18 protein-coding genes are annotated in these 21831 nt (G+C 71.7%); 9 read left to right on the top strand and 9 right to left on the bottom strand.

What is annotated here, in order from left to right; genetic code table 11:
• Nucleotides 1-43: 43 nt before the first annotated feature.
• On the bottom strand, nt 44-718 hold the full coding sequence (locus tag ACYVMZ_RS16440; RefSeq protein ID WP_029382547.1) for a Crp/Fnr family transcriptional regulator: 675 nt from the start codon (nt 716-718) through the stop codon (nt 44-46).
• Between the two features lie 671 nt (nt 719-1389).
• Here ACYVMZ_RS16440 and nth point away from each other — a divergent pair.
• The 3 genes from nth to ACYVMZ_RS16425 all read left to right on the top strand — a co-directional run bounded on the left by nth (nt 1390) and on the right by ACYVMZ_RS16425 (nt 4303).
• On the top strand, nt 1390-2268 hold the full coding sequence (gene nth, locus ACYVMZ_RS16435; RefSeq protein WP_461080552.1) for an endonuclease III: 879 nt from the start codon (nt 1390-1392) through the stop codon (nt 2266-2268).
• 126 nt (nt 2269-2394) lie between these two features.
• On the top strand, nt 2395-3090 hold the full coding sequence (locus ACYVMZ_RS16430) for an NUDIX hydrolase (RefSeq protein ID WP_461080155.1): 696 nt from the start codon (nt 2395-2397) through the stop codon (nt 3088-3090).
• A gap of 13 nt (nt 3091-3103) precedes the next feature.
• Nucleotides 3104-4303, top strand: coding sequence for a MarP family serine protease (locus ACYVMZ_RS16425; protein ID WP_461080153.1), 1200 nt, complete (start codon nt 3104-3106; stop codon nt 4301-4303).
• Nucleotides 4304-4329: 26 nt separating this feature from the next.
• On the opposite strand, the gene ACYVMZ_RS16420 is transcribed toward ACYVMZ_RS16425, so the two are convergent.
• The 6 genes from ACYVMZ_RS16420 to ACYVMZ_RS16395 form a co-directional block, all read right to left on the bottom strand.
• A complete protein-coding gene (locus ACYVMZ_RS16420) occupies nt 4330-4512 on the bottom strand; it encodes a hypothetical protein (RefSeq protein ID WP_461080151.1) in 183 nt (60 codons plus the stop codon).
• Nucleotides 4513-4639: 127 nt separating this feature from the next.
• Complete coding sequence (locus ACYVMZ_RS16415) at nt 4640-5593, bottom strand: alpha/beta fold hydrolase (RefSeq protein WP_461080149.1); 954 nt, start codon at nt 5591-5593, stop codon at nt 4640-4642.
• Nucleotides 5590-6078 (bottom strand): phage holin family protein, encoded by a 489-nt coding sequence (locus tag ACYVMZ_RS16410; RefSeq protein ID WP_461080147.1) that lies wholly within the window; start codon nt 6076-6078, stop codon nt 5590-5592. Before ACYVMZ_RS16410 ends, ACYVMZ_RS16415 begins: the two co-directional genes overlap by 4 nt.
• Before the next feature lie 97 nt (nt 6079-6175).
• A complete protein-coding gene (nhaA, locus tag ACYVMZ_RS16405) occupies nt 6176-7636 on the bottom strand; it encodes a Na+/H+ antiporter NhaA (protein WP_461080145.1) in 1461 nt (486 codons plus the stop codon).
• 212 nt (nt 7637-7848) lie between these two features.
• The gene (gene acs, locus ACYVMZ_RS16400) at nt 7849-9804 is read right to left on the bottom strand and encodes an acetate--CoA ligase (protein WP_461080143.1); all 1956 of its coding nucleotides are present in this window, start codon (nt 9802-9804) and stop codon (nt 7849-7851) included.
• A 250-nt stretch (nt 9805-10054) separates the two neighbouring features.
• Nucleotides 10055-12466, bottom strand: coding sequence for a bifunctional SulP family inorganic anion transporter/carbonic anhydrase (locus tag ACYVMZ_RS16395; protein WP_461080141.1), 2412 nt, complete (start codon nt 12464-12466; stop codon nt 10055-10057).
• 293 nt (nt 12467-12759) lie between these two features.
• Here ACYVMZ_RS16395 and ACYVMZ_RS16390 point away from each other — a divergent pair, with 293 nt between their 5' ends.
• Entirely contained in the window at nt 12760-14037 is a 1278-nt protein-coding gene (locus ACYVMZ_RS16390; RefSeq protein ID WP_461080139.1) for a polysaccharide deacetylase family protein, read from the top strand.
• A gap of 12 nt (nt 14038-14049) precedes the next feature.
• Here the strand turns inward: ACYVMZ_RS16390 and ACYVMZ_RS16385 are convergent, their stop codons facing one another.
• Nucleotides 14050-15030 carry an ATP-binding protein gene (locus ACYVMZ_RS16385; RefSeq protein ID WP_461080137.1) on the bottom strand — a complete coding sequence of 327 codons (981 nt, stop codon included), beginning with the start codon at nt 15028-15030 and terminating at the stop codon, nt 14050-14052.
• 101 nt (nt 15031-15131) lie between these two features.
• On the opposite strand from ACYVMZ_RS16385, the gene ACYVMZ_RS16380 reads away from it, so the two are divergent.
• Nucleotides 15132-15995, top strand: a complete 864-nt coding sequence (locus ACYVMZ_RS16380; protein WP_461080135.1) for a Fic family protein — start codon at nt 15132-15134, stop codon at nt 15993-15995.
• 385 nt (nt 15996-16380) lie between these two features.
• On the opposite strand, the gene ACYVMZ_RS16375 is transcribed toward ACYVMZ_RS16380, so the two are convergent.
• Nucleotides 16381-17214: an HAD family hydrolase gene (locus ACYVMZ_RS16375; RefSeq protein ID WP_461080133.1), complete on the bottom strand. Its 834-nt coding sequence runs from the start codon at nt 17212-17214 to the stop codon at nt 16381-16383.
• A 572-nt stretch (nt 17215-17786) separates the two neighbouring features.
• On the opposite strand from ACYVMZ_RS16375, the gene ssd reads away from it, so the two are divergent.
• From ssd to ACYVMZ_RS16355, 4 genes are read left to right on the top strand one after another with little or no spacing between them, the layout of a single operon-like run.
• Nucleotides 17787-18899 carry a septum site-determining protein Ssd gene (gene ssd, locus ACYVMZ_RS16370; RefSeq protein WP_461080131.1) on the top strand — a complete coding sequence of 371 codons (1113 nt, stop codon included), beginning with the start codon at nt 17787-17789 and terminating at the stop codon, nt 18897-18899.
• The gene (locus ACYVMZ_RS16365) at nt 18896-20098 is read left to right on the top strand and encodes a TadA family conjugal transfer-associated ATPase (RefSeq protein WP_461080129.1); all 1203 of its coding nucleotides are present in this window, start codon (nt 18896-18898) and stop codon (nt 20096-20098) included. The genes ssd and ACYVMZ_RS16365 overlap by 4 nt, the downstream gene beginning before the upstream one ends.
• A complete protein-coding gene (locus ACYVMZ_RS16360; RefSeq protein WP_461080127.1) occupies nt 20082-20954 on the top strand; it encodes a type II secretion system F family protein in 873 nt (290 codons plus the stop codon). Before ACYVMZ_RS16365 ends, ACYVMZ_RS16360 begins: the two co-directional genes overlap by 17 nt.
• Nucleotides 20951-21739, top strand: a complete 789-nt coding sequence (locus tag ACYVMZ_RS16355; RefSeq protein ID WP_461080125.1) for a type II secretion system F family protein — start codon at nt 20951-20953, stop codon at nt 21737-21739. The genes ACYVMZ_RS16360 and ACYVMZ_RS16355 overlap by 4 nt, the downstream gene beginning before the upstream one ends.
• The last annotated feature ends 92 nt before the right edge of the window (nt 21740-21831 follow it).

The following is a 21831-nucleotide window of genomic DNA, read 5'->3' as shown; positions in this document are numbered from 1 at the left end:
CGAGAGGAGACGGGGCCCGATGCGTACGGCCGGCAGAGCGACGTCAGCGCGAGCGCTTGGCGAGGCGTTCCACGTCCAGCAGGATCACGGCACGGGCCTCCAGGCGGAGCCAGCCGCGCTGCGCGAAGTCGGCAAGGGCCTTGTTGACCGTCTCGCGGGACGCGCCGACCAGCTGGGCCAGCTCCTCCTGCGTGAGGTCGTGGACGACGTGGATGCCCTCCTCGGACTGCACGCCGAACCGGCGGGAAAGGTCCAGCAGGGCGCGGGCCACCCGGCCCGGGACGTCCGAGAAGACCAGGTCGGACATCGCGTCGTTGGTCTTGCGCAGTCGGCGCGCGACCGCGCGCAGGAGCGCCGCCGCCACCTCGGGGCGGGCGTTCAGCCAGGGCTGGAGGTCACCGTGGCCGAGACCGAGCAGCTTGACCTCGGTCAGCGCGGTGGCGGTCGCGGTGCGCGGGCCCGGGTCGAACAGCGACAGCTCGCCGATGAGCTCGCCGGGGCCCACGACGGCCAGCATGTTCTCGCGGCCGTCCGGGGACGTGCGGTGGAGCTTGACCTTGCCCTCGGTGACCACGTAGAGCCGGTCTCCGGGGTCGCCCTCGTGGAACAGGGAGTCGCCCCGCGCGAGGGTCACCTCACTCATGGAGGCGCGAAGCTCCGCGGCCTGCTCGTCGTCGAGAGCCGCGAAGAGCGGATTGCGCCGCAGAACGTCGTCCACGAGTTCTCTCCTTGTCGACCTGCTCAGGGGATCTTGCTCCCCCGTGTACCAGGGGACCGTGGTGCCCATTTTGCCGGACGGTCCAAACAGTGTGATCTGTCACAAGGATGCCGTACAGGTGTCCCGGGGTACGCGGCAGGGGTCCAATTGGGGGCCGATCTTCAGGGGCCGGGGCGGATGTCGGTGCCGGGTCGTAGGCTGGCCGGGTGTCCAAATCGCCGGTGAGAGCACAGGCCGAGGGGGCTGCGCGGGTGGTTGTACGTCGCGATTCCGCTGTGGGCGAACAGAGCCCTGATGGCGGTAGGAAAACGGCGAAAGCGACAGAGAAGGCGCCGGTGAAGGATGCGGCGGCCGGGAAGAAGGCCACGCCTGCGAAGAAGGCAGCGGCGGAGAAAGCGGCCGCTAAGAAGACGGCCGCCAAGAAGGCGACGGCCAAGAAGGCGCCCGCCAGCAAGGCCGCGCCCGCTGAGGGGGCAGCTGCCGGGAAGGCGACGGTAAAGAAGGCGCCCGCCAAGAAGGCCGCGCCCGCCGAACAGGCCACGGCGAAGACGGCGACACCGAAGACGGCGACACCGAAGACGGCGACGGCGAAGAAGGCGCCCGCCAAGAAGGCGCCCGCCAAGAAGGCGCCCGCGAAGAAGGTCACCGCGGCGCGGCCGGCCGTGAAGGTCGTGAAGAAGGCCCCGCCCGCCAAGAAGGTCGTCGTCGCCCCCAAGAAGGCCACCGCCGCCGTCAAGGGCGCCGCTCCGGCGAAGACCGTCGTCAAGCCGCCCAGGAACGAGTCGCGCACCGCGCTGGTCCGCCGCGCCCGCCGTATCAACCGCGAGCTCGCCGAGGTCTACCCGTACGCCCACCCCGAGCTGGACTTCGAGAACCCGTTCCAGCTGCTGGTCGCCACGGTGCTGTCCGCCCAGACCACCGACCTGCGCGTCAACCAGACGACCCCCGCGCTCTTCGCCAAATACCCCACCCCCGAGGACCTGGCCGTCGCCAACCCGGAGGAGGTGGAGGAGATCCTTCGCCCGTGCGGCTTCTTCCGGGCGAAGACCAGGTCGGTGATAGGGCTGTCCAAAGCCCTGGTGGAGGACTTCTCAGGAGAGGTCCCGGGCCGGCTGGAGGACCTGGTCAAGCTGCCCGGCGTCGGCCGCAAGACCGCCTTCGTCGTGCTCGGCAACGCCTTCGGCCGCCCCGGCATCACGGTGGACACGCACTTCCAGCGCCTGGTGCGCCGCTGGCAGTGGACCGACGAGACCGACCCCGACAAGATCGAGGCGGCCGTCGGGGCGCTGTTCCCGAAGAGCGACTGGACGGACCTGTCGCACCACGTGATCTGGCACGGTCGCCGTATCTGCCACGCCCGCAAACCCGCCTGCGGGGCCTGCCCCATCGCCCCGCTCTGCCCGGCGTACGGCGAGGGCGAGACGGACCCGGAGAAGGCGCAGAAGCTGCTGAAGTACGAGAAAGGCGGCTTCCCGGGCCAGCGCCTGAAGCCCCCGCAGGCCTATCTGGACGCGGGCGGCAAGCCGGCCCCGCCGCTGGGGGCCGGATGACGGGCGGTCGGACGAACCCAGGCGCCGGCAGCGATCTCAGCAGCGATCCCGGCAAACGCCGGCCACGGCCCAGGAACGATCTACGGGCCGTCGGGCGTTGGATCGGGCAGGACGACGGGGGTGGCGATGACGCGCGCGAGTGATACCCAGGGCGGCCAGGTGATGCTCAGCAAAGAGGGCCTGCCCGGCTGGCTGGACCCGGTGGTGCGGGCCGTGGAGACGGTCCGGCCGGGGCAGCTGAGCCGCTTCCTGCCGCCGGAGAACGGCGCCGGGCGCCAGTCCGCCGTCCTGATCCTTTTCGGGGAGGGCGAGCGCGGGCCGGAGGTGCTGCTCATGGAGCGCGCGAGCTCCCTGCGGTCGCATGCCGGGCAGCCGTCCTTCCCCGGCGGCGCCCTCGACCCCGAGGACGGCGACCCGCAGGTCGACGGTCCGCTGCGGGCCGCCCTGCGCGAGGCCGAGGAGGAGACCGGGCTGGACCCGTCCGGTGTCCAGCTCTTCGGCGTCCTGCCCAGGCTGTACATCCCGGTCAGCGGCTTCGTCGTCACCCCGGTGCTGGGCTGGTGGCGCGAGCCGAGCCCGGTCGGGGTCGTCGATCCCAACGAGACCGCCCGGGTCTTCACAGTCCCCGTGGCGGATCTCACGGATCCCGCCAACAGAGCCACGGCGATCCACCCCAGCGGCCACCGAGGTCCGGCATTTCTGGTCGAATCGGCCCTGGTGTGGGGCTTCACGGCCGGGATCATCGACCGGCTGCTGCACTTCGCGGGCTGGGAGCGGCCCTGGGACAGAGAGAAGCAGGTCCCGCTGGACTGGCGGTCATGACAGGGTGGCCCTCGTGAACGTGCTGGACATCCTGTTGCTGGTCGCCGCCGTATGGTTCGCGATCGTCGGCTATCGCCAGGGCTTCGTCGTCGGCATCCTGTCGGTGATCGGCTTCCTGGGCGGCGGACTCGCCGCCGTGTACGTGCTGCCCGTGATCTGGGACGCCCTGACGGACAACGCGGAGGTCAGCACGACCGCCGCCATCGTCGCGGTCGTCGTCGTGATCGTCTGCGCCTCCGTCGGCCAGGCCCTGACCACCCACCTCGGCAACAAGCTACGCCGGTACATCACCTGGTCCCCGGCCCGCGCCCTCGACGCCACCGGCGGCGCCCTGGTCAACGTCGTCGCGATGCTCCTGGTCGCCTGGCTGATCGGCTCGGCCCTCGCCGGTACGACGCTGCCGACGGTCGGCAAGGAGGTCCGCAGCTCCAAGGTGCTGCTCGGCGTCTCCCGGGCGCTCCCCGACCAGGCCGACACCTGGTTCGCGGACTTCTCCTCCGTCCTCGCGCAGAACGGCTTCCCGCAGGTCTTCAGCCCGTTCGCCAACGAGCCGATCACCGACGTACGGCCCCCGGACCCGGCCCTCGCCGACAGCGCGGTGGCCACCCGCGCCCAGCGCTCCATCGTCAAGGTCATGGGCACCGCGCCGAGCTGCGGCAAGGTCCTGGAGGGGACCGGCTTCGTCTTCGCCGACCGCCGCGTCATGACCAACGCGCACGTGGTGGGCGGCGTCGACGAGCCGACCGTGCAGATAGGCGGTGAGGGCCGCAAATACGACGCCACCGTCGTCCTCTACGACTGGCGGCGTGACATCGCCGTACTCGACGTGCCGGACCTGGACGCGCCCGCGCTGCAGTTCACGTCCAAGGACGCGAGCAGCGGCGACAGCGCGATCGTCGCCGGGTTCCCGGAGAACGGGGCGTACGACGTGCGTGCCGCGCGCGTGCGCGGGCGCATCAACGCCAACGGCCCGGACATCTACCACCGCGGCACGGTCCGCCGTGACGTGTACTCGCTGTACGCGGTCGTCCGCCAGGGCAACTCCGGTGGCCCCCTGCTCACCCCGGACGGCAGGGTCTACGGCGTGGTCTTCGCGAAGTCCCTCGACGACGCCGAGACGGGATACGCGCTCACCGTGGACGAGATCCAGGAGGACATCGCCAAGGGGCGTACCGCCAACCAGCAGGTGGGCAGCGACAGCTGCGCGCTCTAGGCCCTGGGCCTAGAGCGTCAGGCGTGTCAGCCGCGCGGGTGGCGCAGACGTACCGAGACCCAGCGGGCCCGGCGGCGGAGAATCCGCGGGATCCCCACCCTCGGGTCCGTGCTCGCCATCTGCGGTGGACCGCTTCGCTGGTGGGATCCTGCACCGCCCGCCGAGCGGCGATTGCGGCTTGCGTCACTGTAGTCGTGCGTCCAGCCCATACCCCGACGTGTGCCCCTGCCCCATGGTCGATAACCGCCTCCAGGGCACTCAATTGGCCTATGCGCCGGGCAATTGGCCGTTCGTAGGACGGGCGTTCAGGTGCGGACACCGGGCGCGCTCGATCGGTCACCGATCGGGTTCGGGATCCTTCAGCCAGTTGATCAGTTCTGACGAGAACGCGACCGGGTCCTCCTCGTGCGGGAAGTGGCCGAGTCCGTCGAACAGCCGCCAGCGGTACGGGGCTTCGACGTACTCGCCGGAGCCGGCGGCGCTGCGCGTGCGCATCACGGGGTCGAGAGAGCCGTGCAGATGCAGCGTCGGCACGCGCACGGGCCGTTTCATACGGCGGTTGAACTGGATGCCGTCCGGGCGGGCCAGGGAGCGCACCATCCAGCGGTACGGCTCGATCGAGCAGTGCGCCGTGGACGGGATGCACATGGCACGCCGGTAGGTGTCCAGCGCCTTCTCGTCCGGCAGGCGCGGCCCCGACCATTCCCGGATCAGCTCGGCGACGAGCGCGCCGTCGTCGGCGGTCAGCTGCCGCTCCGGGATCCAGGGGCGCTGGAACCCCCAGACGTAGGACCCCGCGCGCGTCTGCTTGACGTCCCTCAGCATCGCCGCGCGCCAGCGCCGCGGGTGCGGCATGGAGGTGACCGCGAGCCGCCGCACCAGCTTGGGGCGCATCGCGGCCGCCGTCCACGCGAGATATCCGCCCAGGTCGTGACCGACCAGCGCGGCGTCCGGCTCGCCCAGGGAGCGGATCACGCCGGTGATGTCGAGCGCGAGGTTGGCGGGGTCGTAACCGCGCGGCGTGCGGTCGCTGCCGCCGACGCCCCGCAGGTCCATGGCGACGGCCCTGAAGCCCGCGTCGGCGAGCGCCACGAGCTGGTGCCGCCAGGTCCACCAGAACTGCGGGAAGCCGTGCAGCAGCAGTACCAGCGGGCCGTCGCCGAGCTCCGCGATGTGGAAACGCGCGCCGTTGGCGGCGACATCGCGGTGGCTCCAGGGGCCTTCCGGCCGTACGACCGAAGCGGGTTGCGCGGAGGGGGATTGCCCCGAAGGGGTGGAGGAGCCCGTCATGAGGATGAGCGTGCCACAGCCTCGATGGCTTCGGGGGTCCGGTCCTTCGGCAGTTCCGGCCGCGGGTGCGGCTTGGCCTTCTGCAGCACGCCCGCGGTCTGCTTCATCGAGGCGGCGACCTTCTGCGGGCCCTTGCTCTTCTTGGCCTTCTTCGCGAAGACCACGCCGATCAGGGCGAGGACGAGCGCGATCAGCACGTTCGCCGCGAAGGACAGCAGGAAGCAGATCGCGAGGTTCCAGTCGCTCCAGGTGCGGATGCCGTACGCCAGCGCGAAGTTCAGCATCGGCAGGGAGAACAGCAGGATCGCTGCGGCCACCGTGAACGCGCCGCCGCTTGTCGCGCCGCGCTTGACGTCCTGCTTGAGCTGCGCCTTCGCCAGCGCGATCTCGTCGTGCACCAGCGCCGACATGTCCGCCGTCGCGGAGGCGAACAGCTGGCCGATGCTGCGTTCGGCGCCGACCGGGCTGCCGTCGGGTGCGCTCATCGCGGTCTCCCTCTTCTGCTGTTGCGTGCGGTTCCGTGATCGATCGTTTTGCGTGCCTGACTGCGTACGGTCCCGTCTTTTGTGCCGTCTCGTCAGATCATGCCCGACCGTCGCGGTCCTCGCCTGCCCCGCCCGGTACTTCGGCAAGCGCGCGTCGCTCGGCTTCCTTCTCCTCGGCGATCCTGCGGTGTTCGGCGGCCTTGCGGTCGTAGATCTCCGCCATCCGCAGGTGGTACGCCGGGTCGTCCTCCTCGTAGACGTCCGGAATGCCGTCGAGGTCCTCGTCGCGCTCCTCCGCCTCCCACAGGCGGCGGTACTTGGCGTTACGTATCTTCAGCAGCACGGTCGCCAGGATGGCGGCGATCAGCGAGCCCAGCAGGACGGCGGCCTTGACCTCGTCCGTCAGGGTCGCGTCGCCCTCGAAGGCGAGTTCGCCGATGAGCAGCGAGACGGTGAAACCGATGCCCGCGAGGGTCGCCACCGCGAACACGTCGGCCCACTCCAGGTCGTCGCTGAGCGAGGCCCGGGTGAAGCGGGCCGTCAGCCACGTACCGCCGAAGATGCCGAGCGCCTTGCCGACGACGAGCCCGAGGACCACGCCAAGGGTCTCCGGCTTGGTGAACACGTCGCCGAGCGCGCCGCCGGAGACGGACACGCCCGCGCTGAACAGCGCGAACAGCGGAACGGCCAGACCCGCCGACAGGGGGCGTACGAGGTGCTCGATGTGCTCGCCGGGGGAGTGCTTCTCCATCTCCCGCCCATTCGGCCCGGCGACCTCCTGCCGGTGGCAGCGCAGCATCAGGCCCATGGCGACGCCGGCGATGGTGGCGTGGACGCCGCTGTTGTACATCAGGGCCCAGATGACGAGGGCGAGCGGGATGTACACGTACCAGCCGCGTACGCCCTTGCGCAGCAGCAGCCAGAAGACGGCGAGGCCCACGACGGCGCCGCCGAGCGCGGCGAAGTTCAGGTCGGCCGTGAAGAACACCGCGATGATCAGGATCGCGAAGAGGTCGTCGACGACGGCGAGCGTGAGCAGGAAGGCACGCAGCGCGCTCGGCAGGGATGTGCCGATGACGGCGAGCACGGCGAGCGCGAAGGCGATGTCCGTGGCGGTGGGCACGGCCCAGCCGGCCAGCGAGCCGCCGCCGGTGATGTTGGTGAGGACGTAGACGAGGGCCGGCGCGACCATGCCGCACAGCGCGGCGACGACCGGCAGCGCGGCGGCCTTGGGGTCCCGCAGGTCGCCCGCGACGAGCTCGCGCTTGAGCTCGATGCCGGCGACGAAGAAGAAGATCGCCAGCAGCCCGTCGGCGGCCCAGTGCGCGATCGACAGGTCCAGGCCGAGGGAGGCGGGGCCCAGGTGATAGTGGGCGACGCTCTCGTAGCTGTCGTGCAGCGCCGGTATGTTCGCCCAGACCAGCGCGGCGATCGCGGCGACGAGCAGGAGGACGCCGCCGACGGTCTCGGTGCGCAGCGCGTCCGCGACGAAGGTCCGCTCCGGCAGGGAGAGACGTCCGAAGATCTTGCGGGGGCTGGTGGTGCGGGGCGCGGGCACGGAAGGACCTCCAGTCGGTGGGCAGCACAGAGCGCTTGCCGACCAGACTTCCCGGCACACCTTGAGACGGTTGGAGACTGTTGTTTTGCTTAGTTTAGCTAACGGTGTTGGGTTTTGGCCAACGCGCGTCAGGCCCTACCCGGCGATTTTCACATGTAGGCACCGAAAGGGCACCCGGCGCGTCCGCTGCCGGGTGCCCTGCCGTGCGGTGATCAATCCTCGCTCGGCGCCTTGGGCAGCTTCGCCTGGATCAGGTCCATCACCGTCGAGTCCGTCAGCGTGGTGACGTCACCCAGCTGGCGGTTCTCGGCGATGTCCCGCAGCAGGCGCCGCATGATCTTGCCGGACCGGGTCTTCGGCAGCTCGGCCACCGGCAGGATCCGCTTCGGCTTGGCGATCGGGCCGAGCGTGGCGCCGACGTGGTTGCGCAGCTCGGCGACCAGGTCCTCGGTCTCGGCGGCCGTACCGCGCAGGATCACGAAGGCGACGATCGCCTGCCCGGTCGTCTCGTCCGCCGCGCCGACGACGGCCGCCTCGGCGACCGACGGGTGGGAGACGAGAGCGGACTCGACCTCGGTGGTCGAGATGTTGTGGCCGGACACCAGCATCACGTCGTCGACGCGGCCGAGCAGCCAGATGTCGCCGTCGTCGTCCTTCTTCGCACCGTCACCGGCGAAGTACTTGCCCTCGAAGCGCGACCAGTACGTGTCGATGAACCGCTGGTCGTCGCCCCAGATGGTGCGCAGCATCGACGGCCACGGCTCGGTGAGCACCAGGTAGCCACCGCCGCCGTCGGGCACCTCGTTGGCCTCGTCGTCGACGACGGTCGCGGAGATGCCGGGCAGCGGGGTCTGTGCGGACCCGGGCTTGGTCGCCGTCACGCCCGGCAGCGGCGTGATCATCATCGCCCCGGTCTCGGTCTGCCACCAGGTGTCCACGATCGGGGTGCGGTCGCCGCCGATGTGCTTGCGGTACCAGATCCACGCCTCGGGGTTGATGGGTTCACCGACGGAGCCGAGGACCCTCAGCGAGGACAGGTCGAACTTCGCGGGGATGTCGTCGCCCCACTTCATGAAGGTACGGATCGCGGTCGGCGCGGTGTACAGGATCGTCACGCCGTACTTCTGCACGATCTCCCAGAAACGGCCCTGGTGCGGGGTGTCGGGCGTGCCCTCGTACATGACCTGGGTCGCGCCGTTGGCCAGCGGCCCGTACACGATGTACGAGTGCCCGGTGACCCAGCCGACGTCGGCGGTGCACCAGTACACGTCGGTCTCCGGCTTGAGGTCGAAGACCGCCCAGTGCGTGTACGCGGCCTGCGTGAGGTAGCCGCCGGAGGTGTGCAGGATGCCCTTCGGCTTGCCCGTCGTGCCGGAGGTGTAGAGGATGAACAGCGGGTGCTCCGCCTCGAACGCCTCGGGCGTGTGCTCGGCGGACTGCCGCCCGACGAGGTCGTGCCACCACACGTCGCGGCCCTCGGTCCAGGCGACCTCCTGGCCGGTGCGGCGGACCACGAGGACGTGCTCGACGTTGCCCGCCTTCTCGATCGCCTCGTCCACGGCCGGCTTGAGCGCGGACGGCTTGCCGCGCCGGTAGCCGCCGTCGGAGGTGATGACGACCTTGGCGTCGGCGTCCTGGATGCGGGTGGCGAGCGCGTCCGCCGAGAAGCCGCCGAAGACGACCGAGTGCGCGGCGCCGATGCGGGCGCAGGCCAGCATCGCGATCGCCGTCTCCGGGATCATCGGCATGTAGACGGCGACCCGGTCGCCCTTCTGAACGCCCAGCTCCTCAAGCGCGTTGGCGGCCCTGGAGACCTCGTCCTTGAGCTCGGCGTAGGTGAGGGCGCGGCTGTCGCCGGGCTCCCCTTCGAAGTGGATGGCGACCCGGTCACCGTGACCCGCCTCCACATGCCGGTCCACGCAGTTGTACGCGACGTTGAGCCGGCCGTCCTTGAACCATTTGGCGAACGGCGGGTTCGACCAGTCCAGGGTCTCGGTGGGCTCCTTGGCCCAGGTCAGCCGGCGGGCTTGCTCGGCCCAGAAGCCGAGCCTGTCAGCCTTGGCCTGTTCATACGCCTCCGCGGTGACGTTGGCGTTCGCGGCCAGGTCGGCGGGGGGTTCGAACCTGCGCTCTTCGCGCAACAGGTTGGCCAGGCTTTCGTTGCTCACGGCATCTGCCTTTCCCAGGGTGTCCGTTGTGTCCCAGGCCACAGCTCATCAGACCGGGGGGTCCGCTGACAAGGGTCGTCGGGCAATTGGTGTAGACCTTTCGGTCGTGTTGCCCCGTGGCCCGGGTCATCCGTAGTCACGGACGCCGACCAGGCAAAGTTCAGCCTGTCTGACGCCTTTCACACCCGGCCCCTGAGGACGCGGCGCGGCCCCGCACCGGGCGGGGCCGCGCCACCGGACGCGTTCGGCGTCACGCCGTCAGGTCCGCCGCCATCACCCGGTCGAAGATCCTCTCCCCGTCCGCCTCGGTGAGCAGGTACGCCTGGGCCTCGCCCACGTGGAAGTACATCCCGTGCAGCTCCAGGTCGCCCTCCCCCAGGGCGCGGGCCACCGAGTCGTGGGCGCGCAGGTGCTCCAGCTGCTGGACGACGTTGGTCAGGCACAGCTGCTCCACCGGGTCGGCGGGCGCCCGCCCGGCCAGCCGCGGGCACGGCCGGTTGTCGTCGGTCATGCGCTCCAGGCTCGGCAGCCCGTGCCGCAGCCACCGCCTGAGCGGCGTCCGCGCGCCGTCCGGTTCGGAGCTGAGCAGCGCCTGCATGGCCCCGCACCCGGAGTGCCCGCACACCGTGATGGACCGCACCTTCAGTACGTCCACCGCGTACTCGATGGCCGCCGCCACCGAGTCGTCGCCGCTCTCCTCACCGGGTTGCGGCACGAGGTTGCCCACGTTGCGCACCACGAACAGGTCGCCCGGACCACTGGAGGTGATCATCGAGGTGACGAGCCGTGAGTCGGCGCAGGTGAGGAAGAGCTGGGACGGCCGCTGTCCCTCCCGTGCCAGCCGGGCCAGCTCGCCGCGCACCAGGGGTGCGGTGTTGCGCTGGAACGCGCTGATGCCACGCGCCAGTTCGTGCCCGCTGGTGCCGGCTCCGGTGGGCTCGGGCCGGACGGACCCCTCGTGGTGCTGCTCGGGGGACGGTGCGGACTGCGGGCATTCGCGCTGGTGGTTGCGCCAGGGCGTCCAGGGACGGCAGCGGCAGCCGGAGGAGGAGCCGGCGGTTTCGTCGGTCCCGTCGGTTCCGTCCTGCGGGTCGTGCTCGCGGAGGGCCGCGGGTTCGGCGATCTTGACTGCCGCGCGGCGGCCGGTGATCTGGACGGTGCCGCCCCGCGCGGTGTGCGTGTTCTGCCAGTCCTGCAGCGTCTCGTACGCGGCGTGGTCCATGAACGAGCCGTCCAACTCCACGACGGCGTCCGTCCCTTGGGGCACGAGATGCAGGGCCCTGCTGAGCCGGGGCACCGCGAGGAACGTCAACTGCCCTCGTACGTGTACATGATGGACTCCTTCCCTCTCTTCGTGCGTGATACGGGTGCGGGTCAGGCGGTGCAGGGCGACGCCGACGGCGACGGCGATCCCCAGCGCCACGCCCTCCAGGACACCGAAGGACACCACGCCGAGGGTGGTGACGGCGTAGACCAGCACTTCCCGGTGGCGGGTCACCGTGCGGATGTGGTGCAGGGACACCATCTGGATGCCGATGGCCATCACCAGGGCGGCGAGCGAGGCGAGCGGGATGAGCTCCAGGATCGGGACCATCAGCAGCGCGGCGACTACTACGAAAACGCCGTGCAGCATCGTGGAGTTCCGGCTGACGGCACCCGCGTGCACATTCGCGGTACTGCGTACGGCCACGCCGGCCACGGGCAGGCCGCCGAGTGTGCCGGAGACGATGTTCGCGGTGCCCTGACCGAGCAGTTCACGGTCCAGGTCGGAGCGCCGGATGTGCGGGCCGGGGCGTGCGGCCACCAGCTTGTCCACGGCGACCGCGCCGAGCAGTGACTGCACGCTGCACACCAGCGTGGTGGTGAGCACGGCCGCGACGAGGCCGAGCACGGGGCCCTCGGGCAGTCCGGCCAGGGCGTGGTTGCTCCAGGACGGCAGGTCCACCTTGGGCAGGTGCAGGCCCGCCAGGGCGGCGGCCGCGGTCGCCCCGGCGACGGCGACGAGCGCGGCCGGGACCTTGCGCAGGATGCCCCCGACCCGGCCCGGGAGCCGCGGCCAGACCAGCAAGAGCGCCAGGGTCAGCGCGCTCACCGACACGGCCGCGGGGTGCAGGTCCGCCAACTGGGCGGGCAGCGCGCGCAAGTTGTCGGGGACGGAGCTCTGCGGCGTACCGCCGAGGACGATGTGCAGCTGCGCGACGGCGATGGTGACGCCGATGCCGGCGAGCATGCCGTGCACGATGGCGGGGCTGACGGCGAGCGCGCTGCGCGCCACGCGCAGACAGCCGAGGCCCAGCTGGGCGAGACCGGCCAGGACGGTGATGGCGCAGGTGGTCCGCCATCCGTAGCGCTGGATGAGGTCGGCGGTGACCACGGTGAGCCCGGCGGCCGGGCCGCTGACCTGGAGCGGGCAGCCGCCGAGCCACCCGACGACGAGTCCGCCCACGGCGGCGGCGACGAGGCCGGCCTGCAGGGGCGCTCCGGTGGCCAGGGCGATGCCGAGGGACAGGGGAAGGGCGATCAGGAAGACCGTGATCGAGGCCGACAGGTCGGCCCCCGCGACACGGAAGCGGCGGGGGCCGCTGGGTGGCGGACTGTGGGGCGGGTGGAAGCGCGTCGTCCGAGTCGAGTCGGCGGCGCGGGCGGGGACGCAGGCTGACATGTTTCCCGTCTCCTCCGGGGCTGCGCGGTCGCGTATCTGGTGGTCCCCCGCTCGGGGGCGGGGTTCGGTCGCGGCCGTGGGTCACGGCGTACAGCGGCGGGATGCATCACAATCAGTAAACGAATCGTAATGCAGAGTAAAGGGCGAGCATAGGATTTCCGGGCAAATGGCCCAATAAGTCACTCGCAGAGGTGAAGCAGAGATTTCAATCGGCTCGTCGTACTAATTCCTTCTTTCTGCCGTGCGACCTTGGCGGCGCTGTCGGCACCCGAGAGAAGGAAGAAGGTGGGCGGATGGCCGCCACCCACAGGATCGTTACGGGCTCCGCGGTCGCCGCGGTCTGTGCCGCATCGCTCGCCGGTTGCGCGTTCGGCTCCGACGGTTCGCGGCAGGGGGCGAACGGCCCGCAGCAGGCACAACCGGCGCCGGCGCCGAAGAGTGCGTTCCGGCTGATCGGCGACGGCTCGACCGCCTACACCGGAGCGCAGCCGCATCTGCCCAGGCCCGAGCGGCTCAAGCCCGGGCAGAAGCCCCCGCAGTTCGTGGTCTTCTCCTGGGACGGCGCGGGCGAGGACGGCCAGCGGCTCTTCTCCCACTTCCGCAAGGTCGCCAAGGCGAACAACGCGACGATGACGTACTTCCTGAGCGGCGTGTACCTGCTGCCGGACGACAAGCGCGACCTGTACCGGCCGCCGCAGCACACCCCGGGCCGCTCCGACATCGGCTTCAACGACCGAAAGGGCATCGCCGCCACCGTGGAGCAGCTGCGCCTGGCGTGGCTGGAGGGCAACGAGATCGGCACCCACTTCAACGGCCACTTCTGCGGCAGCGGCGGCGGGGTCGGCGAGTGGTCGGTCAAGGAGTGGAAGGACGAGATCGCCCAGGCCAAGCAGTTCGTGAAGACTTGGAAGACCAACGCTGGCCTGAAGGACGCGGCCCCGCTGCCCTTCGACTACGACAAGGAGCTCATCGGCGCCCGCACCCCCTGCCTGGAGGGCCGGACGAACTTCCTGAAGGCCGCCCGTGAGCTGGGCTTCCGCTACGACACCAGCGGCGTCAGCGACCAGGTCTGGCCCACGAAGAAGCAGGGCTTGTGGGACGTGTCCTTGCAGCTCGTGCCGTTCCCCGGGCATTCCTTCGAGCAGCTCACCATGGACTACAACTTCATGGTCAACCAGTCGGGCACCACCACCCAGGGCGACCCCGCCAAGTACGACCACTGGGGCGACCAGATGCGGGACGGCCTGCTCCAGGGCTTCCAGCGGGCCTACGACGGCAACCGCGCGCCCCTGATCATCGGCAACCACTTCGAGTCCTGGAACGGCGGCACGTACATGCGGGCCGTCGAGGAGGTCATCGAGCAGGTGTGCACCAAGGCCGAGGTGCGCTGCGTCTCCTTCCGGCAGCTCGTGGACTGGCTGGACGCCCAGGACCCGAAGACGCTTCAGAAGCTGCGCACCCTGAAGGTCGGCGAGGCCCCGAAGCAGGGCTGGGCGTCCTTCCTCGCCGACCGCCCCGCCCCGGCCCCCAAGGGGGCGCCCGGGGTGCCGGCGGCCAAGCGGTCGCCCTGACACACCTGGGTGTCAGGCGGTCGCCACGACACCCTCACCGAGCACGAACTCGGGGTCGACCTGCGCCGCCAGGTCGGCCCCGGTGCGCTCGTTGCCCCAGGACCGGGCGTTCTTCAGGTGGAAGTGCACCATCTGGCGTGTGTAGCGCTCCCAGTCGCGCCGCTCGTACGTCGCGTCGGCGGTCGCGTGCAGCAGCTGCAGGGCGTGGCGGTTGGGCTCCTCCAGGAGGTCGAACCGGGGCGGCCGGCCCTTCTCCATGGCGCGCACCCAGTCGGAGTGCCCGACCGTCGCGAGCAGGTCGTTCCCGATCCCGGCGCGCAGGAAGTCGAGGTCGTCCTGACCGTGCACCTTGTTGCCGACGACCTTCAGGGCGATGTCGTAGTCACTGGCGTACTCCTTGTACTGGCGATAGACGGACACCCCCCTGCGGGTCGGCTCGGCGACGAGGAACGTCATGTCGAAGCGGGTGAACATGCCGGAGGCGAAGGAGTCAGAGCCTGCCGTCATGTCCACCACGACGTACTCGCCCGGCCCGTCCACCAGGTGGTTCAGGCACAGCTCCACCGCTCCTGTCTTGGAGTGGTAGCACGCGACCCCCACGTCGGCGTCCGTGAAGGGGCCGGTGACCATCAAACGGACGGCTCCGCCGTCGAGTTCCACCGGCCGGGCGCAGGCGTCGTAGACCGGGTTGTCCTCGCGCACCCGCAGCAGCCGCGAGCCCTCGCCGGGCGGCGTCGTCTTGATCATCGTCTCGGCGGAGGCGATGCGCGGGTTGGAGCCGCGCAGGTAGTCCTTGATCAGCCTCAGGTGGTCGCCCATCGCGGGCAGTGCGGCGGCCTCCGCCTCGTCGAGGCCGAGCGCGGCACCGAGGTGCTGGTTGATGTCGGCGTCGATCGCGACGACGGGCGCGCCGGTGGCCGTGAGATGACGGATGAACAGGGAGGACAGGGTCGTCTTGCCGCTGCCGCCCTTGCCCACGAAAGCAATTTTCATGTTCACCAAGGGTAGTGGAGTGATCGCTTTCCGTGGCACGCGGGCGTGAAGAAGACCACTCCATCGTGGGGCGGGCGCCCGGGGTGCGTACTGTCGTACTCATGAGTACGACAGGCGCGACCGCCGATCCTCCCCCGAGCTCCCGGAAGAGCTCGAGCGCGGGGGACCCCCTTGCAACCCTGGGCTCGCTGCCCGGCGTGGCCGAGTCCGTGGAGTCCGTGCGCAAGGCCGTGGACCGGGTCTACGGGCACCGGATCATGCGGCGCCGCAGCAACGCGATCACCTCCGAGGCGGCGCTGCGCGGCGCCCGCGGCTCGGCCGCGCTGGCCGGCGCCGACTGGGCGCTGGAGGAGGTGCGCCGCCGCAGCGACTTCAGCGGGGACGACGAGGCGCGCACCATGGGCGCGGCCCTCCGGCTGACCGCCGAGGCAGGCCAACTGCTGTCCATCTGGCGGCAGTCGCCCCTCAGGGTGCTGGCCCGGCTGCACCTGGTGGCGGCGGCGGACAAGGCCGACCACGTCGGGCGGCCCCGGCAGGAGGGCGAGCCCGTCGACGAGCCGCTGATCGGGCTGCCGCTGCCGGGCGCGGCGGAGATGCACGGCCGGCTGGAGGGCCTCGCCGAGCTGATCATCGCGGGCGGTTCGGCCCCCGCCCTGGTGACGGCCGCCGTCGTGCACGGCGAGCTGCTGGCGCTGCGGCCCTTCGCCTCCCAGAACGGCCTGGTCGCGCGCACGGCCGAGCGCATCGTCCTGGTCGGCAGCGGCTTGGACCCGAAGTCGGTGTGCCCGGCCGAGGTCGGCCACGCCGAGCTGGGCCGCGAGGCCTACCTCACGGCCCTCGACGGGTACGTCTCCGGCACCCCGGAGGGGATGGCCGCCTGGATCGCGCACTGCGGCAGGGCCGTCGAACTCGGCGCGCGCGAGTCGACGGCGGTGTGCGAGGCGCTGCAGCGCGGGGCGGCGTAAAGCGGCCTCATCGAAATACGGGCCGCAGTCGGCCTCAGCAAAATGCGGCGGTACGAGTTCTCGTACCGCCGCTGGCATGTCCACCGAGTTACCAAGCGTCCTCGATATGTGCCCATCAGGCCGGGGACTTTTGCCCGTACCTGGTGCGGCTGGCCCGTAATCGACGGGTCGACGTCGCGTGGGTGCCCGGTGTTCATGCTCGGTCCGTGGGGCCAGTTGCGTTTTGAAGGTGATCCTCTCGGATGCCCTTGGTCTCGCGGGCCGTTGAGTCCTTTGTACTCCGGAACCTGGGTAAGCGGAACCCCTCGCTGTACTTCTTTACTTTTAGGTTCAAAGAGGTGTCAATGCGGGCGAGCAGGCCAGGGGGTGTCAATCGGGCGAGCAGTCAGGCCGCCGAAGTCCGGCGCCGGTTCGCGTACCAGACGAGGCCCGCGGTGGCCGCCGCCGCGCCTATGGCGGCGACCGCGACGAGCGCGGGGCGCGGCGGTACGGAGAACGCGGGAAGCCGCTGCTTGAGCCGGACCGGCCGGTGGAAGTCCAGAATCGGCCACCCGCGCCCGAGTGCCTCGCGGCGCAGCGCGCGGTCCGGGTTCACGGCATGGGGGTGGCCGACGGACTCCAGCATCGGCAGGTCGGTCACCGAGTCGCTGTAGGCGTAGCAGCGGGAGAGGTCGTACCCCTCGGACGCGGCCAGCTCCCTGATCGCCTCGGCCTTCGTCGGGCCGTACGCGTAGTACTCCACCTCCCCGGTGAAGCAGCCGTCGTCGCCCACGACCATGCGGGTCGCCACGACCCGGTCCGCGCCGAGCAGTTCACCGATCGGCTCGACCACCTCGGCGCCCGACGTCGACACGATCACGACGTCGCGGCCGGCGGTGTGGTGCTCCTCGATGAGGGAGGCGGCCTCGTCGTAGATGATCGGGTCGATCAGGTCGTGCAGCGTCTCGGCGATGATCTCCTTGACCTGCTGGACGTTCCAGCCGCGGCACAGCGCGGACAGGTACTCGCGCATCCGCTCCATCTGGTCGTGGTCGGCGCCGCCGGCGAGGAAGACGAACTGGGCATACGCGGTACGCAGGACAGCCCTGCGGTTGATCAGCCCCCCTTGGTAGAACGACTTGCTGAAGGTGAGCGCGCTCGACTTCGCAATGACCGTCTTGTCCAGGTCGAAGAAGGCCGCTGTGCGGGCCAAGGAGTGGTTTTCCACGCCCTTGAGCATAGGGGCAGCCCATTCGGCGTAAGGTGGGCGCGTGGGTTTGCCTGAGAGGCCTCTCGGGTACACCATGGAAGTCACGGATCGTTCGCGACCGTGCTAACCCGGTCCGACTCCTCCCCCCCCGAGTCGGCCGTGGAGACGACCCCCGCTCTCCCCCCCGGCGGGGGTCGTCGCATGTCCGGGTGGGTTTTCTTCTTGTCTGCGCGGCCGGGATGCCGCTTCGAGGCGGCCACGGCCGCCGCTTTTTGATGCCCATGATCTGTCACTGTGCGTAGCCGTCGGACTGCTCTGCGGAACTCGCACATGGGGTGCGCGGGGCTAGCCCGTTTGGGTGACGGCGATATTCACAACCATCGAGTTGTCCACAGTTATCGACCAAGATCCACACGATTTCCGGGATCGCTGCACCGTGATTCCTGCGCGGCCCGCTCGCGGCGAGTTCCTGGCCGGATCTGTTTGCCGGGCGCGTATGGCCGGTTTCCGTCGGCCGCTCATATGGAGACCGCTTGCCGGTTCTTCACACGTTTGGGAATCGCGGGGCCGCAGGGGCTGCGCGAGAGATGCAGCGAAGGGGGATGCAGACCGTGCCCGGAGCCGTCACACACGATCCGCCGCCCGCCGCCTCAGGGCGGCAGAGCGGACCACTGATCGTCACCGAGGACGCCGGACTCCTCGACGACCTGCTGCGCCTGTGCGCGGCGGCCGGCGCCACACCCGAGGTCCACCACGGGGTGCCTGAACGCAGAGGCAGCTGGGAGACCGCCCCGCTCGTCCTGGTCGGCGACGACGCGGCGCGGCGCGTACGCGGGGCCGCGCGCCGGCGCGGAGTGGTGCTGGTCGGCCGGGACCAGGACGACTCCGGGGTCTGGCGCCGGGCCGTCGAGATCGGCGCCGACCACGTGCTGATGCTGCCCGACGGAGAACAGTGGCTCGTCGACCGCATCGCCGACGTCGCCGAGGGCGTCGGGCGGCCCGCCCTCACCGTCGGCGTCATCGGCGGGCGCGGCGGGGCCGGAGCGTCCACGCTCGCGTGCGCGCTCGCCGTCACCTCCGCGCGGGAGGGACTGCGCACCCTCCTCGTGGACGCGGATCCGCTCGGTGGCGGACTCGACGTACTCCTCGGTGGCGAGACGGCCGAAGGCCTGCGCTGGCCCGCGTTCGCCGCCTCGCGGGGGCGGGTCGGCGGCGGTGCCCTTGAGGAGTCGCTGCCGAAGCTGCACTCGCTGCGGGTGCTCAGCTGGGACCGCGGCGACAGCGTCGCCGTACCGCCGCAGGCCGTCCGCGCCGTGCTCGCGGCGGCCCGGCGCCGGGGCGGCACGGTCGTCGTCGACCTGCCGCGCCGCATCGACGACGGGGTGGCCGAAGTCCTCGCCCAGCTGGATCTGGGTCTGCTGGTGGTGCCCGCCGAGCTGCGCGCCGTCGCGGCGGCCGGCCGCGTCGCCTCCGCCGTCGGCATGGTCCTGCGCGATCTTCGGGTGGCGGTCCGGGGGCCGTACGCGCCCGGCCTCGACGACCGCGAGGTGGCCCGGCTGCTCGGACTGCCCCTGGCGGGCGCGGTGCCCGTCGAGGCGGGGCTGCTGTCCCCGAACGACAGCGGGCAGCCGCCCGGCGCGGCCGCGCGGGGGCCGCTCGCGCGCTTCTGCAGGGAATTCTGGGAGCGGGCGCTCATCGAGGCGGGTGCCGCGTGAGCGCGTTCGCCGGACCGGACGGTGCCGGGCTGCTCGACGGGGTGCGGCAGTGGCTGGCTGAGAGCGGGGCCGAGCCGACGCCCGCGCGGGTGGCGCAGGCCCTGCGGGAGCAGGGACGGGTGCTCGGGGACGCCGAAGTGCTCGGTGCCGCCGAGCGGTTGCGGTCCGAGCTGGTCGGCAGCGGGCCGCTGGAGCCGCTGCTCGCCGATCCGTCGGTGACCGACGTGCTGGTCTCCGCCCCCGACCGGGTCTGGGTGGACCGGGGCGGCGGACTGGAGCTGACGTCCGTCGGTTTCGCGGATGCGGCGGCCGTACGACGTCTCGCGCAGCGCCTGGCCGCCGTGGCCGGACGCCGGCTCGACGACGCCCGGCCGTGGGTCGACGCCCGGCTGCCCGACGGGACCCGCCTGCACGCGGTGCTGCCGCCGGTAGCCGTCGGCTGCACGTGCCTGTCGCTGCGCGTCGTACGGCCGCGTGCCTTCACGCTCGACGAACTGGTGGCGGCCGGCACGGTGCCGCCGGGTGGGGACCGGGTGCTGCGGGCGCTGCTGCGGGCGCGGCTGTCGTTCCTCATCAGCGGCGGGACCGGCAGCGGCAAGACGACGTTGCTGAGCGCGCTGCTGGGGCTGGTCGGGGCGGACGAGCGGATCGTCCTCGCCGAGGACTCAGCCGAACTGCGGCCGGACCATCCGCATGTGGTGCGGCTGGAGACCAGGCCCGCCAACCAGGAGGGCGCGGGGCTGGTGACCCTCGAGGACCTGGTGCGGCAGGCGCTGCGGATGCGGCCGGACCGGCTGGTCGTCGGCGAGGTGCGCGGCCCCGAAGTGGTCCATCTGCTCGCCGCGTTGAACACCGGCCACGAGGGCGGCTGCGGCACCGTGCACGCGAACGCGGCCGCCGACGTACCGGCCCGGCTGGAGGCGCTCGGCACGGCCGCCGGGCTGGACCGGGCGGCGCTGCACAGCCAGTTGGCGGCCGCGCTGTCGGTGGTCCTGCACTTGGTGCGCGACCGGGCCGGGCGGCGGCGGATCGCCGAGGTGCACGTGCTGGAGCGGGACCCCTCGGGGCTGGTGCGGACGGTGCCGGCGCTGCGGTGGGGCGCGGCGGCGTTCGCGTACGAGCGGGGGTGGGAGCGGTTGCGGGGGCTGCTCCGGAACGACGGCTGTGGAGGGGGATCGAGCGATGGACGAGACGGCTGAGCTGTCGATGGGGGCGGCCGTGGCGTGCCTCGGGGCGGCGGTCTGGCTGCTGGGTGGGCGGCAGCCCGGGGTGCGGCGGGCGCGGTTGCTGCTCGCGGGCGGTGGCGTGGTCGGCAGCGGGCCGCCCGCATGGCCGCAGCTGACCGGTGCGCTGCGGCGGCTGCGGGGGCGGCTGCGGGCCGAGTGGTGGTCGCTGGCGGCCGGGCTGGTCCTGGCGGTGCTGGGCGCGTCGGTGCTGCCGGTCGTCGCGGGGGCGGCCGGGGTGCCTCTGCTGCGCCGGGCGCGGCTCGCCCGTCAGACGAGGCGCGATCGGGAGCGCCGGGGTGACGCCGTGATCGCGCTGTGCGGGGCTCTCGCCGGGGAGGTACGGGCCGGGCGGCAGCCGGGTGAGGCGCTGATGCGGGCCGCGCGTGACTCCGACGGGCTCGGTGCGGCTCAGGCGGGGGTCCTGGCGGCGGCGCGGTTCGGCGGGGACGTCCCGGGCGCGCTCGCGGCGGCGGCACGGCAACCGGGTGCCGAAGGGCTCCGGGGACTCGCGGCGTGCTGGCGGGTGGCCGTGGACCAGGGCGCCGGGCTCGCGGCCGGACTCGACCGGCTCGAAGGCGCCCTGCGTGCCGAGCGCGACCAACGCGCCGACCTGCGTGCCCAGTTGGCGGGCACCCGCGCCACGGCCGTGATGCTCGCCGGGCTGCCGGTGCTCGGGCTCCTGCTCGGCACCGCCCTCGGCGTCGACCCGCTGCACGTGGTGCTGCACACCGGGGCGGGCCTGGGCTGTCTGCTGGCCGGCGGCGTGCTGGAGGGACTGGGGCTGTGGTGGGTGCTGCGCATCGTGCGGGGAGCGGAGGCGGCGGCGTGAACGGGGACGTTGTCCACAGGCTGTGGGCGGCCGTGGGGGTGGTGCTGCTGCTCGGATGGCTGGCGCGGTCGCTGTCGGCGGTGCGGCGGGAGCGCAGGGTGCGGCGGCGCGTGGCCGCGCTGCTGGCCGTGCAGACGCCGGCGGCTGCCCCGCGCCTCGCGGTGGGGAACGCGGCGCGCAGATGGCTGCCCCTGGCGGGTGTGGCATGCGCCGGGTGGGTGCTGGTCGGCGGCCTCGCGGGAGTAGCGGTGGGGCTGGTGGCCGCGGTCGCGCTGGGGCGATGGCGACTGCGGCAGGCGGTCACCGGCACGCCCGCCGGGGACTGCGACGCCGCTGAGGCGACGCGTCAACTACCGCTTGCCGCAGACCTGTTGGCGGCCTGTATCGCGGCGGGCGCCGGTCCGGTGATCGCGGCGCAGGCCGTGGGCGAGGCCCTGGGCGGGCCTGTCGGGGAGGTGCTGGCGCGGGGCGCGGCGGAAGTGCGGCTCGGTGGGGAACCGGGCGCGGCCTGGCGGCGGTTGGCCGCGACACCGGGCGCCGGACCTCTGGCCCGGTTGCTGGAGCGGGCCGACGTCTCCGGACTGCCTGCCGCCACACCGGTCGCACGGCTCGCCGCGGAGGCCCGCGCCGACTGGACACGCACCGCGACGGCACGGGCCCGGCGGGCGTCCGTCCTGGTCACCGCGCCGGTGGGGCTGTGCTTCCTGCCCGCGTTCATCGCGGTCGGGGTGCTGCCGCTGGTGATCGGGCTGGCGGGTGGGGTGTCGGGAGGGGGTGGTGGATGACGGAGCGGGATGCCGGGGGTCGGTGAGCGCCGGCACGCAGGACAAGTGGGCAGCAGCGAGCAGCAGTTCGACAGGACCTTTGTCACTTCGAC

This window comes from Streptomyces deserti (assembly GCF_054782695.1).
The sequence above is the reverse complement of the archived record's forward strand: the minus strand, read 5'-3'. Positions and strand labels throughout refer to the sequence as shown.